The organism is Bradyrhizobium sp. AZCC 1578 (assembly GCF_036924675.1).
Classification (GTDB): domain Bacteria; phylum Pseudomonadota; class Alphaproteobacteria; order Rhizobiales; family Xanthobacteraceae; genus Bradyrhizobium.
Window position 1 is genome coordinate 479,029 of sequence record NZ_JAZHRZ010000001.1, and the last position, 15,661, is coordinate 494,689.

17 protein-coding genes and 1 pseudogene are annotated in these 15,661 nt (G+C 63.9%); 5 read left to right on the top strand and 13 right to left on the bottom strand.

What is annotated here, in order from left to right:
- Positions 1–39: 39 nt before the first annotated feature.
- On the top strand, positions 40–990 hold the full coding sequence (locus tag V1290_RS02515) for an IS110 family transposase (RefSeq protein ID WP_334362844.1): 951 nt from the start codon (positions 40–42) through the stop codon (positions 988–990).
- A 191-nt stretch (positions 991–1,181) separates the two neighbouring features.
- On the opposite strand, the gene tatC is transcribed toward V1290_RS02515, so the two are convergent.
- The 9 genes and pseudogenes from tatC to V1290_RS02560 all read right to left on the bottom strand — a co-directional run bounded on the left by tatC (position 1,182) and on the right by V1290_RS02560 (position 10,296).
- Positions 1,182–2,003: a twin-arginine translocase subunit TatC gene (tatC, locus tag V1290_RS02520; protein ID WP_213287475.1), complete on the bottom strand. Its 822-nt coding sequence runs from the start codon at positions 2,001–2,003 to the stop codon at positions 1,182–1,184.
- The gene (gene tatB, locus V1290_RS02525; RefSeq protein ID WP_334362845.1) at positions 2,000–2,515 is read right to left on the bottom strand and encodes a Sec-independent protein translocase protein TatB; all 516 of its coding nucleotides are present in this window, start codon (positions 2,513–2,515) and stop codon (positions 2,000–2,002) included. The genes tatC and tatB overlap by 4 nt, the downstream gene beginning before the upstream one ends.
- Before the next feature lie 121 nt (positions 2,516–2,636).
- Complete coding sequence (locus V1290_RS02530) at positions 2,637–2,876, bottom strand: twin-arginine translocase TatA/TatE family subunit (protein ID WP_028345916.1); 240 nt, start codon at positions 2,874–2,876, stop codon at positions 2,637–2,639.
- 168 nt (positions 2,877–3,044) lie between these two features.
- Positions 3,045–3,777 (bottom strand): annotated as a pseudogene (gene scpB, locus V1290_RS02535) (SMC-Scp complex subunit ScpB).
- Positions 3,778–3,795: 18 nt separating this feature from the next.
- On the bottom strand, positions 3,796–4,623 hold the full coding sequence (locus V1290_RS02540; RefSeq protein WP_334362846.1) for a segregation and condensation protein A: 828 nt from the start codon (positions 4,621–4,623) through the stop codon (positions 3,796–3,798).
- Positions 4,620–5,642 (bottom strand): beta-N-acetylhexosaminidase, encoded by a 1,023-nt coding sequence (gene nagZ / locus V1290_RS02545; RefSeq protein WP_334362847.1) that lies wholly within the window; start codon positions 5,640–5,642, stop codon positions 4,620–4,622. Before nagZ ends, V1290_RS02540 begins: the two co-directional genes overlap by 4 nt.
- Before the next feature lie 47 nt (positions 5,643–5,689).
- Entirely contained in the window at positions 5,690–7,165 is a 1,476-nt protein-coding gene (locus V1290_RS02550) for an SPOR domain-containing protein (RefSeq protein WP_334362848.1), read from the bottom strand.
- Positions 7,166–7,284: 119 nt separating this feature from the next.
- On the bottom strand, positions 7,285–9,078 hold the full coding sequence (argS, locus tag V1290_RS02555; protein ID WP_334362849.1) for an arginine--tRNA ligase: 1,794 nt from the start codon (positions 9,076–9,078) through the stop codon (positions 7,285–7,287).
- 9 nt (positions 9,079–9,087) lie between these two features.
- Positions 9,088–10,296: a deoxyguanosinetriphosphate triphosphohydrolase gene (locus V1290_RS02560; protein WP_334362850.1), complete on the bottom strand. Its 1,209-nt coding sequence runs from the start codon at positions 10,294–10,296 to the stop codon at positions 9,088–9,090.
- Between the two features lie 104 nt (positions 10,297–10,400).
- Here V1290_RS02560 and erpA point away from each other — a divergent pair, with 104 nt between their 5' ends.
- Positions 10,401–10,730, top strand: coding sequence for an iron-sulfur cluster insertion protein ErpA (gene erpA, locus V1290_RS02565; protein ID WP_028345909.1), 330 nt, complete (start codon positions 10,401–10,403; stop codon positions 10,728–10,730).
- Positions 10,731–10,922: 192 nt separating this feature from the next.
- Here erpA and V1290_RS02570 read toward each other — a convergent pair whose 3' ends face one another.
- Complete coding sequence (locus V1290_RS02570) at positions 10,923–11,828, bottom strand: LysR family transcriptional regulator (RefSeq protein ID WP_334362851.1); 906 nt, start codon at positions 11,826–11,828, stop codon at positions 10,923–10,925.
- Positions 11,829–12,055: 227 nt separating this feature from the next.
- Between V1290_RS02570 and V1290_RS02575 the strand changes: the two genes are divergently transcribed.
- Entirely contained in the window at positions 12,056–13,129 is a 1,074-nt protein-coding gene (locus tag V1290_RS02575) for a tartrate dehydrogenase (RefSeq protein WP_334362852.1), read from the top strand.
- 78 nt (positions 13,130–13,207) lie between these two features.
- Complete coding sequence (locus tag V1290_RS02580) at positions 13,208–14,176, top strand: tripartite tricarboxylate transporter substrate binding protein BugD (protein WP_334362853.1); 969 nt, start codon at positions 13,208–13,210, stop codon at positions 14,174–14,176.
- 75 nt (positions 14,177–14,251) lie between these two features.
- Here V1290_RS02580 and V1290_RS02585 read toward each other — a convergent pair whose 3' ends face one another.
- The 3 genes from V1290_RS02585 to V1290_RS02595 are packed head-to-tail and all read right to left on the bottom strand — an operon-like array spanning position 14,252 to position 15,165.
- Positions 14,252–14,476 carry a GDCCVxC domain-containing (seleno)protein gene (locus tag V1290_RS02585; RefSeq protein ID WP_334362854.1) on the bottom strand — a complete coding sequence of 75 codons (225 nt, stop codon included), beginning with the start codon at positions 14,474–14,476 and terminating at the stop codon, positions 14,252–14,254.
- A gap of 4 nt (positions 14,477–14,480) precedes the next feature.
- Positions 14,481–14,765, bottom strand: a complete 285-nt coding sequence (locus V1290_RS02590) for a cation transporter (RefSeq protein ID WP_334362855.1) — start codon at positions 14,763–14,765, stop codon at positions 14,481–14,483.
- A gap of 13 nt (positions 14,766–14,778) precedes the next feature.
- Positions 14,779–15,165: a mercuric transporter MerT family protein gene (locus V1290_RS02595; protein WP_334362856.1), complete on the bottom strand. Its 387-nt coding sequence runs from the start codon at positions 15,163–15,165 to the stop codon at positions 14,779–14,781.
- 48 nt (positions 15,166–15,213) lie between these two features.
- On the opposite strand from V1290_RS02595, the gene V1290_RS02600 reads away from it, so the two are divergent.
- The gene (locus V1290_RS02600) at positions 15,214–15,657 is read left to right on the top strand and encodes a MerR family transcriptional regulator (protein ID WP_334362857.1); all 444 of its coding nucleotides are present in this window, start codon (positions 15,214–15,216) and stop codon (positions 15,655–15,657) included.
- Positions 15,658–15,661: the final 4 nt, after the last annotated feature.

Sequence of the window (15,661 nt, forward strand, 5' to 3'; positions counted from 1 at the left end):
CGTGCCGACCAGATGCATATTCTGTCGGAGAACAGCCACATGGACAAGATGGTGATCGGGGTGGACGTTGCCAAGGAGTGGATCGACATTGCGATCGCGGGTGACAGTCGGGTCAAGCGGATCGCGAACAGTGAGCGAGCGATTGACGCTTGGTTTATGCAGATCGGGGCCGGCTCGATCGGCCTGGTCGCGTTCGAGCCGACGGGCGGCTATGAGCGGCTTCTGCGACGGTGTCTCCGCCGCGCGAAGGTCGCCTTCAAGCAGGTGCACCCGAACGAAGTCGTCGCCTATCGCAGGCGGCGTGGCATCAAGGCCAAGACGGACCGCATCGACGCCAAATTGTTGGCCGACTTTGCCGCCGAGGAGCTCGCTCGCCGCGACATCGAGTCGGTTCCAGAGGCCGATGAGGTCTTACGTGAACTCGCATCGCGGCGCCGGCAGTTACAGGCTCTGCTGCATGCCGAGACCTGCCGCTGCGACGTGGCAGACAGCGCCATTGTGCGCAAGAGCCTGCGGGCGGTCATTGCCGCCCTTGAGCGTTCACTCGCTACGGTCGACAAGGCCATCGCCGAACGCATCGCAAGCTCCGCGCATGCCGAGACCAGCCGGCGGCTGCAAACCTTCTGCGGTGTCGGCCCCGCCATCGCGGAAACATTGATCGCGGACCTGCCGGAACTCGGACATCTGTCAGGCAAGAAAATCGCGGCCCTTTGCGGCCTTGCCCCGCACACGCGCGACAGCGGCAAGCAGCACGGGCATGCGTCCATTGGTCATGGCCGCTCCAGCGTGCGCAAAGTGCTCTTCAACGGCGCCCGCAGCGCGATCCAGCACAATCCGGTCATGAAGGCCTTCTACCGACATCTGGTCGATGACAATCATCGCCTGGGCAAGGTCGCGCTCACCGCCGTCATGCGCAAAATGCTGGTGACGCTCAACGCCATGATCCGTGACCGATCAGATTGGAGACACGCAGCCAGGCCTGCGGCATGAGCCTTCGATCATGGCAAGCCAACGCGGCAGCGAGCGCAGCCGGTCAAGGCCGGCATCGCCGCCGCGCAGCGGTCGCCTTGACCGGCGAGCACGATGCCGCACTCTCGCCCATGATCGACCTCTTGACGAACATCACGGTAGATTCCCCGCTTTCGCAGGGAATGACGGCTCTCGGAGAGGAGAATGGCGCCCTACTCGGCCGGATTAGCCTCTGGCGGCGGGCTTGCGGGCGGCGTCCCCGTGGACGCCCGCGCGGCGGCGGCCTTCTTTTCCACCATGCGGACTGCGACGATCGCGCCCTCGTAGAGCGCCATCAGCGGGATCGCGAGCGAGGCCTGGCTGATGACGTCGGGGGGCGTCAGCACGGCGGCAATCACGAAGGCGATCACGATGAAATAGCGCCGCTTCTCGCGCAGCATCTGGGAAGTGACGATGCCGATCCGGCCCAGCAGCGTCAGGATCACCGGCAACTGGAACGCGACGCCAAAGGCGAAGATCAGCGACATCATCAACGACAGATATTCGCCGACCTTGGGCAGCAACTGAATCTGCGCACTCTCGTCGCCGCCCATCTGTTGCATGCCGAGCGAGAACCGCACCAGCATCGGCAGCACCACGAAATAGACCAGGAGCGAGCCGAGCACGAAGAAGAACGGAGTTGCGATCAGGTACGGCAGGAACGCGCCACGCTCGTGCTTGTAGAGGCCGGGCGCCACGAATTTATAAATCTGCGTCGCCACGATCGGGAACGAGATGAAGGCGGCGCCGAACAGCGCGAGCTTCAATTGCGTGAGGAAATATTCCAAGAGCGCGGTGTAGATGAATTTCGAATTTTCGGCGCCCGCCACCCAGACGAACGGCCAGACCAGCACGTTGTAGATCTGCTTGGCGAAGAAGAAGCAGAAGATGAACGCAATGCCAAAGCCGAGCAGCGCCTTGATCAGCCGCGAGCGCAGCTCGATCAAGTGGTCCATCAACGGCGCCTTGCTGGCCTCGATGTCTTCGATGGTCATGACGCTTTGGCGTCCTTGAGAATGTCGGGCGCCGCCGGCGCGATATCCTGCGGCGCGGCCTGAACTTCACGCGTGATCGCCAGCGGCTCGGAGGCCGCCACATGCGCCTCGGCCTCGACGAAGGTTTCCGGTGTGGGCAGGGCTGGGGTGGTTGGCGATACAGGCTCGCCGGTCGCGGAGGCAACTTGCGCATCCACCGGTTTGTCGGCAGGCTTGTCGATATCCCCAATCTGCAGGGCGTCGTTGACGTCTTTTTGCAGCGAGGTCATGACGTTGGCCGGCGAAAGGCCCGTAGCCACGTCCTTGACCTCATCAAAGCTCTTCTTGAGGTCCGCCATTTCGGCCTCGCGCATGGCTTCCTGGAACTGGCCCTGGAATTCGGCGGCCATCTTGCGCGCCTTGCCCATCCATTGCCCGACCATGCGCAGCACACCGGGAAGCTCTTTCGGGCCGATGGCGATCAGCGCGACGACCGCGATGACGACCAGTTCACTCCACCCGATGTCGAACATGAATTCTTCCGCTCACGCGAGACGTCCGCGCCCCAATCCCTTTAGCAAAGATTTGGAGCCGCCCGCGTCTTTTCTCAACCGGCGTCTTTTCCCGGTGCCTGGTTCAAGATGTCTGGTTGGTTCAGACAGCCTTGCTGCCGACATCCGTCCGCGCTGTCGGCGCCGGCGTCGCATTGTGATCGATGGTCTTCACCGGTTCGGCGGGCTTTTCGGGCGCCTTCTCATCGTCCTGCATGCCCTTCTTGAAGGCCTTGATGCCATTTGCGACATCGCCCATCAGGTCAGAAATCTTGCCGCGACCGAACAACAGCAGGACCACTGCGATCACGACGATCCAGTGCCAAATGCTAAGCGAACCCATCCTGCAACCCTCCAAAAGAGACGGCCGGCTTCCGGCCAAGCTTTCGCGGAAGGTAGGCCCGCGGGGTGTCAAAAACAAGGACCCCTGCCGCGGCAAATCGCTGTCGCGGCTACGTATTATGGCTATTATTAACCCCGCCTGAGTGGATAATCGGCGGAGCCATCGGAACTAGCTTTCGCTGCCGCCTTCAGGCTCGGCGGCCGGCGCCAGCAGCAGTTCCAGGTTGTCGCCAGCGTCCAGCGGATCCTCGTCCTCACGCAGCGCCACATCATCCGACGGCGTCGGAACGCTGAAGCCGGAAGGCAGCCGCGAATCCAGGAGCCCCGTCCCCTTCAGCTCTTCCAGGCCGGGCAGGTCACTCAGCGCCTCCAGGCTGAACTGCGAAAGGAACGCTTCCGTTGTGCCGAACGTCAGCGGCCGCCCCGGCGTCTTGCGGCGGCCGCGGGGCCGAATCCAGCCGGTTTCGAGCAGCACATCCAGCGTTCCCTTTGACGTGATCACGCCGCGGATCTCCTCTATCTCGGCGCGCGTCACGGGCTGGTGATAGGCAATGATCGCGAGCACCTCGATCGCCGCCCGCGACAGCCGCCGCGTCTCCGTGCTTTCGCGCGTCATCAGCCACGACAGGTCGCCCGCGGTGCGGAACGTCCATTTGTTGGCGACGCGCACCAGATTGACGCCGCGCGGGCGCATACTCCGCCTGCAACTGCGCCAGCGCCGCCTTGACGTCGACGCCGTCGGGCATGCGCTTGGCAAGCGCCGCCTGATCGATCGGCTCCGCGGAGGCAAACAGCAACGCTTCGAGCAGCCGCAATTCCTCGGGCCGCGCGGCCTGATCGGTATGTTGGTCGATGGGATGGTCCTCGGCATCTTCCATGCGTTTTTCCGCCAGGCTTGCCATGGCTAGGTCTCCTTCCACTTACTCGACCGTCATATCCGGCGCAGGCATTGCGGCCTGCGGCGGACGCTTACGAAAATACAGCGGCGCGAACGCCTCTTTCTGGTTCAATTCCATCTCGCCTTCGCGCACCAGTTCGAGGGCTGCGGCAAAGCTCGACGCAAACACCGTTGCGCGCTGCGAGGGATCGACCACGTAGCTGAGCAGGTAATCGTCGAGGCAGTTCCACTCCTCGGACTCGGCCATGCCGACCAGCCGCTCCAGCGAGGCGCGCGCTTCGGCCAGCGACCACACCGTGCGCTTGGCCAAATGCACCGTCGCCAGCACGCGCTGCTGGCGCTGCGTGGCATAGGCGGTGAGCAGGTCGAACAGCGTCGCCGTGAATTTGGGGTGCTTGATTTCGGCGATCGTTTCCGGATTGCCGCGCGGGAAGATATCGCGCTGGAACTGCGGCCGGTTCATCAACCGGTTGGCGGCTTCGCGGATGGCTTCGAGCCGGCGCAGCCGGTTGGCCAGGGCGGTGGCCATTTCCTCGGCGCTTGGCCCATCGGGCGTGGCCGGTTCGGGCAACAATAGCCGCGATTTCAGGAACGCAAGCCAGGCGGCCATCACGAGGTAATCGGCGGCGAGTTCGAGGCGGATCTTTCGCGCCGCCTCGATGAAGGTCAGATACTGGTCTGCCAGCGCCAGGATCGAAATCTTGGCGAGATCGACCTTCTGCTGCCGCGCCAGCGTGAGCAGCAAGTCGAGCGGGCCCTCATAGCCCTCGACGTCGACGACCAGCGCCGGCTCGCCTTCGGTGATTTCGGCGGGCCGTCCGGTTTCAAACGATAGAATCTCAGCCGTCATGCCGTTCCTACCCGATCCATCAACGCTTCAAGTTCAGCCCGCGCCGCCTGCCGGTCAAACGGCTCAGGCTGCTTTCGCGAGGACAGCGCCCGTGTGGCGCGGCTCAAGGCCTCGCCCGCCAGTTCCGGCGTCTCGCGCGCTACATCGCGCATTTCGTCGAGCTTGCCGTTGCAATGCAGAACCATGTCGCAGCCGGCGCTGACGATGGCGCGGGTTCGATCCGAGATCGATCCCGCCAACGCATTCATCGACACGTCATCACTCATCAACAAACCCTGGAACCCAATTACGCCGCGAATCACCTGCCGGATGATTGTCGCAGAAGTCGTCGCCGGTTGGACGGAGTCTAACGCGCTAAACACAACATGCGCGGTCATGGCCATCGGCAGGTCCGCCAGCGGCTGAAAGGCGGCGAAATCGGTCCGTTCCAGCTCTTCCCGCGCTGTATCAACGGTCGGGAGCCGGAAATGGCTATCCGCATTTGCCCGGCCATGGCCGGGAATGTGCTTCAGCACGGGCAGCACGCCGCCCTGCTCCAGCCCCTCTGTGACGGCGCGGGCGATCGCTGAGACCTTGCCCGGCTCGGTTCCATAGGCCCGGTTGCCGATCACGGCGTCCGCGCCAGCCACCGGCACGTCCGCCAGCGGCAGGCAATCGACAGTGATGCCGAGGTCGATCAGGTCGACCGCGATCAGGCGCGAGCTCAAGCGCGCGGCTTGCAGGCCCAGCGTTGGCTCGATGTCGTAGAGCGCACCGAAGGTGGCGCCGGGCGGATATGTCGGCCAATGCGGCGGCCCGAGCCGGGCCACCCGCCCGCCTTCCTGGTCGATCAGGACCGGCGCATCCGCCTCGCCTACAAGACCCCGGAATTCATCAACAAGCGCAGATACTTGGTCCGGCGTCTCGACATTGCGTTTGAACAGGATCAGGCCCCATGGCCGTTCGCCACGGATGAATTCGCGCTCCGCGGCGCTCAGCTCCAGTCCCGATACGCCCGTGATGAATGCGCGGCTTGTCATGGGGGCCGATTAGGCCCCTCACGGCCCCGGGGTCAAGGAAACCGCCGTTAATTCCTTTGGACGAAGCACTGCCCGCCGGCAGATTTCAGGCTGCTGCAGACCTGTGCTGCCTCTTCGGACGAGCCGAACGGGCCGGCGAATGCGCGGTAATAGACGCCCTTCTCGCCGAGATCGACGCGTTTCACCAGCGACGAGTGCGATCCCAGCACGCTCGGGAACTTGCTCTGCAGCGCCCGGTAGGAGGCCTGCGCGTCGGCCTCGTTCTTCTGCGAGGAGACCTGGACCAGATAGCCTCCGCCGGTCGGGGCAGCCGGCTGGGCCGGATTGGTCGCCGCCATCCGGGTCGGCGGGGCGGGATCGGCCTGCGGCGCGAGCGACACCGGCGTATTGGCGCTGGCATTGGCTGAAGCCGGATTACGTGCTGGTGGTGTTACGGGAGCCGCAGCCGGGGCAGCCGCGCTTCGCGTCGTCGGTGCCGGCCTCGGCGGCGGCGCGCTGGCCCCTGCCGGAATGCCGCCATTGTCAGCGGGGTCGCCCTTGACGGCGAGCGTCCTGATCCTGCGCGGCTCGTTGTTTGGCATCGTACCGTTCACGCCGGTCTGCGGCGGCGGGCCGGACGGCGAAACGCTCGCGACCGGCGGCGGATTGCTATTCGGATTCAGCGGCGGAAACACCACGCGCGGCGCGCCGGACCTTGCATTGACGTCGACCGGCGTCTCTTCGCGCGACACCAGCTTCTCGCCGCCATCGCCCGGCAGCATGCGGTCAGGGGCCTTGGCGGCGCCCACGTCGGACGGTGCCGGCATTACCTTGGTCGGGCTATTGTCGGCCCTGATGATCGGCGGCTCGCCCGAGCGGGGCGAACCGATGTAAGTGCGATAGCCAAAGGCAGCGCCCGTCCCGACCACAGCCAACGCCAGCACCGCAGCGACCGTCATCAGGCCGCTCGAGCGCTTCTTCGGAGCGGGCTCCTCCTCCTCATATTCGCCCTGATACGCATAGGGATCGTCCGGATAGGCCGGATCGCGCTGATAGTCGTGCTCGCCATTTTCGAGCCGTCCATACAGCGCTTCGTCGTAGCGCGACGGGTCCTGCTGCGGCTCGTCGGCATCTTGCTGCGGAGCCTCGTAATAGTCCTGCGAGTCCTGCGCGGGCGCCTGATGCTGGGCCGCGTAGCGGTGCAAGGGATGCACCGGCGCCGGCTGGTAATCCGGCTCGTCGTCGTAAGCCTGATCCTGCGGCAAAGGCGATGGAAGTGGCGGCGGCGGGGTTTCCTGGCGCGTTTCCTGGCGCGCGCGCTGCATCCATGCCGGCGGGGCTGGAGGCGCGTCGAGATCTTCCGGTGGATCATACCGCTGTGGACGCACATTCGCCCGCGACTGCAGCGGATGCGGTGCCGGTTTGGCGGCAGCCCCGTACGGGTCGTTCTGCCCGATCAGCCTTGCGAGCTCGGCAAGCGGATCGCTCTCGCCGCGATCTTGGTCGGCGGAGGGAAAATGTCGGTCCTGATATCGATCAGCCATCGTGATGATGCATCCCCTACGGGACAGCGCCAACCCGCCATGTCAAACAAACCATGACGAGCGTGGCCCCTGCCAGATACCCCCACGAACCCCCATTCGTGAAGGGCCTTCGCCCCTGCCTACCGCATCTCGGTCGGAGCGTGGACGCCGAGAACGGCTAAGCCCGATGCCAGAACCGAGACGACGCCCTGGACCATAGCCAGTCGCGCCCTCGTGATCTCTGCATCATTAGTTATAATGAAGCGTAAATAGGGCAAATCCCGCCCCTTCGTCCACAACGCGTGAAATTCACTGGCTAAATCATATAGATAAAAAGCGATTCGGTGCGGTTCATGTGCGACCGCCGCCGCCTCGATTATCCGGGGATAGAGCGCCAGCCGCTTCAAAAGGTCCAGTTCGGCCGGATCCGTCAGCCGCTCCACCGGGGAATCCCCCAAATAGGCCGTCCGGGCCGCGTCATCCTCGGGCAGGTCCGGAACTACCTCGCGGGCATTCTTGAAAATTGAGTGGCCGCGGGCATGCCCGTACTGGACGTAGAAGACCGGATTGTCCTTCGATTGCTCGAGCACCTTGGCGAGGTCGAAATCGAGCACGGCATCGTTCTTGCGGAACAGCATCATGAACCGCACCGCATCGGACCCGACCTCATCGACCACTTCGCGCAGCGTGACGAAATCGCCGGAGCGCTTCGACATCCGCACCGGCTCGCCGGCGCGCAGCAGGCGAACGAGCTGCACCACCTTGACGTCGAGCGCCGCCTTGCCGCCGCTGACGCCCTTCACCGCCGCCTGCATGCGCTTGATGTAACCGCCATGGTCGGCGCCGAACACGTCGATCATATCGAGGAAGCCGCGATCGACCTTGTTCTTGTGATAGGCGATGTCGGACGCGAAGTACGTGTAGGAACCATCCGACTTGATCAGCGGACGATCGACATCGTCGCCGTAGGCGGTGGCGCGGAACAGCGTCTGGATCCGGTCCTCGTAATCCTCGACCGGCTTGCCCTTCGGCGGCGGCAGGCGGCCCTCGTAGATATCGCCCTTGGCGCGCAGGAAATCGATGGTCTCGGTAACCTTGTTGTTGCCGGTCTCGATCAGCGACCGCTCCGAGAAAAACACCTCGTGCCTGATATTGAGCGCGGCGAGATCGCCCTCGATCATATCCATCATCATGGCGATCGCCTTGGCGCGCACGATCGGCAGCCAGGCAGCTTCAGCCATCGCCTTCAGCCTGTCTCCGTGCTCGGCCGCAAGCGCCTGCCCGACCGGCACGAGATAGTCGCCGGGGTAAAGCCCTTCCGGGATCTCGCCGATGACTTCGCCGAGCGCTTCCAGATAGCGCAGGTAGGCCGAGCGCGCGAGCACGTCGACCTGCGCGCCGGCGTCATTGATGTAATATTCGCGGGTGACGTCGTAGCCTGCAAAATCCAGCAGGCCGCACAGCGCGTCGCCGAACACCGCGCCGCGGCAATGGCCGACATGCATCGGCCCGGTCGGGTTGGCCGAGACATATTCGACGTTGACCTTGGCGCCGGCGCCGACTGCGCTTTTGCCATAGGCCGCGCCTTCGCGCAGCATGGTGCGCAATTCGTCGGCCCAGACCTGGGGCTTCAAGGTGAGATTGATGAAGCCGGGCCCCGCGACCTCGACGGCGGCAACCAGATCGTCGGCGCGCAATTTTTCCGCGATCTTGTCGGCGAGTTCGCGCGGCTTTGCCTTGGCGTCCTTGGCCAGCACCATCGCGGCGTTGGTCGCCATGTCGCCATGGCTCGCGTCGCGCGGCGGTTCGACCACGACGCGGGAGAAATCGATGCCGGCGGGCCATTGGCCCTCGGCTGCGAGCGCGGCGCAGATCGCCTGCACGCGCGCCAGCGCGTCGGCGAACAGATGCTGTGTGGCTGGCTGATCGGACATGGCCGCCGCCTAACGCAAATCCGGGGTCGAGTCAAAAAGCCGCTGGTGCTCCATCAGGGCGTAGCGGTCGGTCATCCCGGCGATGAAATTGCCAATCCGGCGCGCCCGCTCGCCATCCGTGACGCGCTCGGTACCCTCCACCCATTCGGCCGGCAGGTCCCCCGGCGAATTCTGGTAGCGCGCGAACAGGTCGAACAGGATGCCTTCCGCCTCGCCCATCACCCGCATCACCCGATTGTGGCGGTACATGCGCTGCTTCAGGAACGCCTTGATGGCGGCCTCCTCCTCGGCGACGTCAGGCGGAAAGGCGATCAGCGGCTGGTGATGGTGGCGGACGTCATGAGCCGATTGCGGTTTCGCTTCTGCCAAGCGCCTGCCCGCCTCCGACATGACCGCCATGATCATGTAGGAAATTAGCTCGCGTACCAGTTCCGCGCCGCGCCTGGCGTCGTCAAGGTTGGGATAATGCCGGTCGATTTCGGCGATGATCGCCTCAGTCAGCGGCATCACCTTGAGATCGTCGACAGCAAACAGTCCGGCGCGTAGGCCGTCGTCGATATCGTGGGCATCATAGGCGATGTCGTCGGCAAACGCTGCGGCCTGCGCCTCCAGCGAGGCGTAGCTCCACAGCTCGAGATCGAATTTTTGATCGAAGTCGGAAATGCCGATCGGGATGCCGCGGTCGCGGTAAGGCCCGGCCGGGGCCCCGTCTCGCTCGGTCAGCGGGCCGTTGTGCTTGACGATGCCCTCCAGCGATTCCCAGGTCAGGTTCAGCCCGTCGAACTCAGGATAGCGATACTCCAGCGAGGTCACGACCCGCAGCGCCTGCGCGTTGTGGTCGAAGCCGCCGTGATCCCTGAGGCATTTGTCGAGCGCCCGCTCGCCAGCATGGCCGAACGGGGGATGGCCGAGGTCATGGGCCAGCGCCAGCGTTTCGGTAAGATCCTCGTCGAGGCCGAGCTGGCGGGCCAGCGCGCGGGCGATCTGCGCCACTTCCAGCGAATGGGTCAGCCGGGTGCGGTAGTGGTCGCCCTCGTGGAACACGAAAACTTGTGTCTTGTGCTTCAGCCGGCGGAACGCGGTGGAATGGATCACCCGGTCGCAATCGCGCCGGAACGGGCTGCGGGTCCGGCTCGGCGGCTCCGGAAACAGCCGGCCGCGGCTCCGGTCAGGGTCGCAGCCATAAAGCGCGCGGGGGGCAGCCATTCCGACCGACACGGTTTTTTAGTCCTTATCCATTTGATTCCGCGAGATTGCGCACTTAACTATGTCTAACGCGCCATACCAAATGAATTGGGTATGACGGGGCCGGAGACCATGCAATGACCACTGCCATCACCGTCAGCGAGCGGGCCGCCCGCCGCATCGGGGAAATCCTCAGGAATGAAGGCGACGGCGCCATGCTGCGCATCTCCGTCGAGGGCGGCGGCTGCTCTGGCTTCCAGTACAAGTTCGACGTCGACCGCGCCAAGGCCGAGGACGACCTCGTGATCGCGCGTGAGGGCGCGGTGGTGCTGGTCGATCCAGCCTCGGTGCCGTTCCTCGCCGGATCCGAAGTCGATTTCGTCGACGACCTGATCGGCGCGTCGTTCCGCGTGGTCAATCCGAATGCCACGGCGTCGTGCGGCTGCGGGACGAGCTTTTCGGTTTGAGAAGGGACGCGAAGGCGTCTCCACTTGTCGTCCCTGCGAACGCAGGGACCCATAACCACCGTCGCCAATTGTTGAAGCACAGCCGGCGACCACCCTCCCCGGATAATATCCGCCGCGGCGTATGGGTCCCGGATCGCGCTCGCTACGCTCGCTTGTCCGGGACGACGGTGTAGATCGTCGCAAACAAGCGCTCTACGCCTCGCGCGCGTAGCGCGGCAAATCGGCTTTCAGCATTTCGAGAACGTCATCCCTGACCGGATCGCGCGTGCCCCGCGTCCAGGCAGCCGCTAGCGGCAGCTTGTTCATGTCGGAGGCGGCAAGGCGGATGAAGCGGACGCCGCGCGTCGCCATGCGCGAGGTCCAGCGCGGGACGATGGCGACGCCAAGGCCGGTGGAAACCAGGTTGACGATGGTCTGCTTCTCGTCAGCGATTTGCGACACGCGCGCCTCACACCCCGCCTCGGCGAACAGTTTCATGGTGAGGTCGTGGCTGTGCGGACGCGAGCGTCGTTCGGGCACGATCAACGGCTCGCGCTCGAGATCGGCGATGGTCACGCGCTTGCGCTGTGACAGCGGATGCCGATCGGCGACCGCGACGACGGCCGTCTCGTGCAGCAGAAACAGAAACTCCAGACGCTTGTCGGGCCGCTCCGGCGGGCGCACGAAGGCGAGATCGAGCCGGCCGGACAACAGCCGCGGCAGCAGGCGCACGGTCTTGTCCTCGACCAGTTGCACGGTGACGTCAGGCCGCCGCCCGCGGAAATCGTGCAACAGCCGCGGCAACAGCCCGGCGGCGGCGCTGTCGATGGCGCCGACGCGAATGATCGCGGCGCGCTTGCGGCCGCCGGTGCGAAACCGCCCTGCAAGCGCATCGGCCTGCGTCAACAGCGCCCGCGCCTCCTTGAGCAGTTCGGCGCCATCATCTGTCAGCGCGACGCTTCGCGTCGTGCGCGTCATCAGCCGCGTGCCGAGATCCTCTTCAAGCAGGCGGATGAAACGGCCGAGCGCCGACGGCAGCATGTCGAGCCGCTGCGCTGCCCGGCCAAAATGCAGTTCCTCGGCGGCAGCCACGAAGCAACGCAAGTGATGAAGGTCCATCGCTCCTCCCCACCAGGATTATATCAATTTTTTGTATAAACGCGAGCCGGTTGTCCATCGGCGGCGGCCGCCACAGGATGCTCCGAGCAAGGCCCGCAGGTGCCCCTGTCATTGCGAGCGCAGCGAAGCAATCCATAGCGCCGCACGTGGAGCGATTGGATTGCTTCGTCGCTTCGCTCCTCGCAATGACTGGTCTACGAGCGGAGATCGTTTCCAAGGAGAATTCGATGCGTGAATATTCAATCGCCGCCATTCCGGCCGATGGCATCGGCCCGGAAGTTATCGCCGCCGGCGTCACTGCGCTCGAAAACCTCGCGAGGCGGCTCGGCGACGTGAAATTCAACGTCGAAACCTTCGATTGGGGCTCGGCCTATTATCGCAAGCACGGCGTGATGATGCCGGCCGACGGCCTCGCCACGCTGAAGAAATTCGACGCGATCTATTTCGGCGCGGTCGGCGCGCCCGACGTGCCCGATCACATCACGCTGTGGGGCCTGCGCCTGCCGATCTGCCAGGGCTTTGACCAATACGCCAACGTGCGGCCGACCCGGATCCTGCCCGGCATCACCTCGCCGCTTCGCCATGCCGAGGTGGGCGACCTAGACTGGGTGATCGTGCGTGAAAACTCCGAAGGCGAATATGCCGGCTGCGGCGGACGGGTGCATCGCGGCCTGCCGGAAGAAGTCGGCACGGAAGTCGCCGTCTTCACCCGCGTCGGGGTCCAGCGCATCATGCGCTACGCGTTCCGCCTGGCGCAATCGCGGCCGCGAAAACTGCTCACGGTGGTGACAAAATCGAATGCGCAGCGGCATGGCATGGTGATGTGGGACGAGATCGCCGAGCAGGTCTCGAAAGAGTTTCCTGACGTCACCTGGGACAAGATGCTGGTCGACGCGATGACAGTGCGGATGACGCTGAAGCCGCAGAGCCTCGACACCATCGTCGCGACCAACCTTCACGCCGATATCCTGTCCGATCTCGCCGGTGCGCTCGCCGGCAGCCTCGGCGTAGCGCCGACGGCGAACATCGATCCAGAGCGGCGCTTTCCCTCGATGTTCGAACCGATCCACGGCTCGGCGTTCGACATCACCGGAAAGGGCATTGCCAACCCGGTTGCGAGTTTCTGGACGGCATCGCAGATGCTCGACCATCTCGGCGAGGTTGAAGCCTCGGCGCGGCTGATGCGTGCCGTGGAAAAGGTCACGGGCGCCGGCATCACGACGCCCGATGTCGGCGGCACAGCGACGACCAAGGATGTCACCGCGGCCGTTGTGGAGGCGATCCATAGCTCCAATGTGTGAGGCCCGCACGGCGAACCGGTCGTGCGGCAAGAGGCCTGCGTTCAAAGCCAAACAAAACAAATTCTCCGGGAGGCACGTATGAGGAAAACAGCCGTCATCGCCGCAGCGCTTACGATGCTCAGTTCGACCGCTTTGGCGCAGAACTATCCCAACAGGCCTATTACGTTGCTGGTCCCGTTCGCCGCCGGCGGCGCCACCGACACGGTCGCGCGGGTGACGGCGCAATCGATGTCAAAACTCCTGGGCCAGACCATCGTCATCGAGAACGCGACCGGCGCCGGCGGCACCATCGCGGCCACGCGCGCCTCACGCGCGGAGGCGGACGGCTACACGCTCCTGATCCACCATATCGGCATCTCCACAGCCGCCACGCTCTATCGCAAGCTGCCTTACGACACCAAGACGGCATTCGCGCCGATCGGCCTTGTCACCAATGCGCCGATGACGATCATCGGGCGGCCCGATTTGCCGCCGAACACACTCGCCGAACTCGTTACCTACATCAAGGCCAACGGCGACAAGATGACGTTCGGCAATGCCGGCCTCGGCGCCGCGTCGCACCTCTGCGGCATGCTGTTCATGACTGCGGTCGGCAAGGAAATCCTGACCGTGCCCTACAAGGGCAATGCGCCCGTCATGAACGATCTGATCGCCAAGCAGATCGACCTCTCCTGCGACCAGACCACCAACACCACGAGCCCGATCGCGTCGAAGATGGTCAAGGCTTACGCCATCACGACGAAGACACGGCTCGCGTCCATGCCCGATCTGCCTGCCGCCGACGAAGCGGGCCTGAAAGGCTTTGAAGTCGGCGCATGGCACGGCATCTACGCGCCGAAGGGTACGCCCGACGAGATCGTTCAAAAACTCTCCAAGACGCTGCAAGAGGCATTGCGCGATCCGGATTTGGTGAAGCGCTTCAACGACATCAACACGGAGCCTGTCTCGCAAAGCGAAGCGACGCCCGACGCCTTGAAGGCGAAATTGATCAGCGAAGTCGATCGCTGGGCGCCGATCATCAAGGCGGCGGGGCAGTTTGCGGATTGAGGAAAAGCTGTCAAATCGCGCGCCCGCCGCCGCGCGGGCCGCGCGTGATGTCAGTCGTTGATGTGCTATAAGCAACTACGAGCAACACGCCGCGCCGTCCGACTCGCCGATTCGCTGGGCCTGAATAGGTGGACACGGTATCGACCCGTAGGAACAGAACACGCAACAATCGCCCGCTTTCGGCTTCAGCTTCGTGCCGCAGCCCGTGCATTCATAGAAAAACTGACAGGCATCGGTGGGCATCGTCTCCATTTTTGAAACGGCGCAGTGCGGACATGTGATCGTCGATTCCAGCATCATGGCATCAGCTCTTCGGCGCCGACGGATAGCCGGCGTTGGTCGTCGCCGACATCAACCGGCTCACATCGGTTTTGGCATCGTCATAGACGATCGTTGCCGTCTTGTCCCTGAAGGACACGGCAACCTTGGCGACGCCGGGAACGGCCTGCAAGCTGCTCTTGACGATGGAAGGGCATGACGCGCAGTCCATGTTGACCACGGCCAGGGTGATCGTTCTGTCTTCGGCCAATGCTGCTGGCGAAGCGATGATGCCGATTGCAAATGCTGTGCGGGCGAAAACCTTATGCATGGCAGTTCTCCGGTCACGAATTGAGAAACAGTGGCGCGATGAGGTCGACGCCAATCGCGGCGGCGACGAGGATCGTCGCCAGGATAAGCGTCGTTTTGACGATGCGATCCGAAACCGGGCGCGCGCACGCTTCCAAATCGGCGCAGGCGCGCGTTGAAGATCGGTAAACCCGCCAATAGCCGTATCCGAGGAGCATGAGCGTCGCAGCGATGAAGAAAGGCTGATAGGGGGCGATCCGGGTGAAATTTCCAATCCATGCACCGCTGACGCCAAGACCGAACAAGACCAGCGGCAGGATACAGCAGGAGGACGCCGCCAGCGCCCCAAGCAGGCCGCCCGCGGCAACCAGACTTTGCCGCCGTCGGCTATCGTCAAAGTGATCAACTTCGTTGAATTTCATGGGCTAAAGCGTGCATCCTGTAGTCACTACAGGATCAAGGACAATATCATGCGCACCATCACGACTTCGCGAGCCGAAACTCTTTCGATCGGCGAGCTGTCCCGGCTTAGCGGCGTGAACATTGAGACCATCCGCTACTACGAGCGGATCAAGATGCTGCCGACACCACCCCGAACGACGAGCGGCCGGCGGGTTTACGGACCAGCCGAAAAACGGGCATTGGGTTTCATCCGTCGTTCTCGCGAACTCGGGTTCACGCTAGAGGAGATCCGGGCCTTGCTCGCCCTGGGCGGACCAGCGCGGGCCTCCTGTGCCGACGTACACAAGATCGCAAGCACTCATCTGAACAACGTTCGCAGCAAACTTGCGGACCTCGTTAAGCTCGAGTCCGTTTTGGCGGAAACAATTGCGCAATGCAGTGACGGAACGAGTCCCGATTGCCCGGTGCTCGATATTCTGGATGCAGACAGGCAAGGCGACGTAACTCTTTAACGTC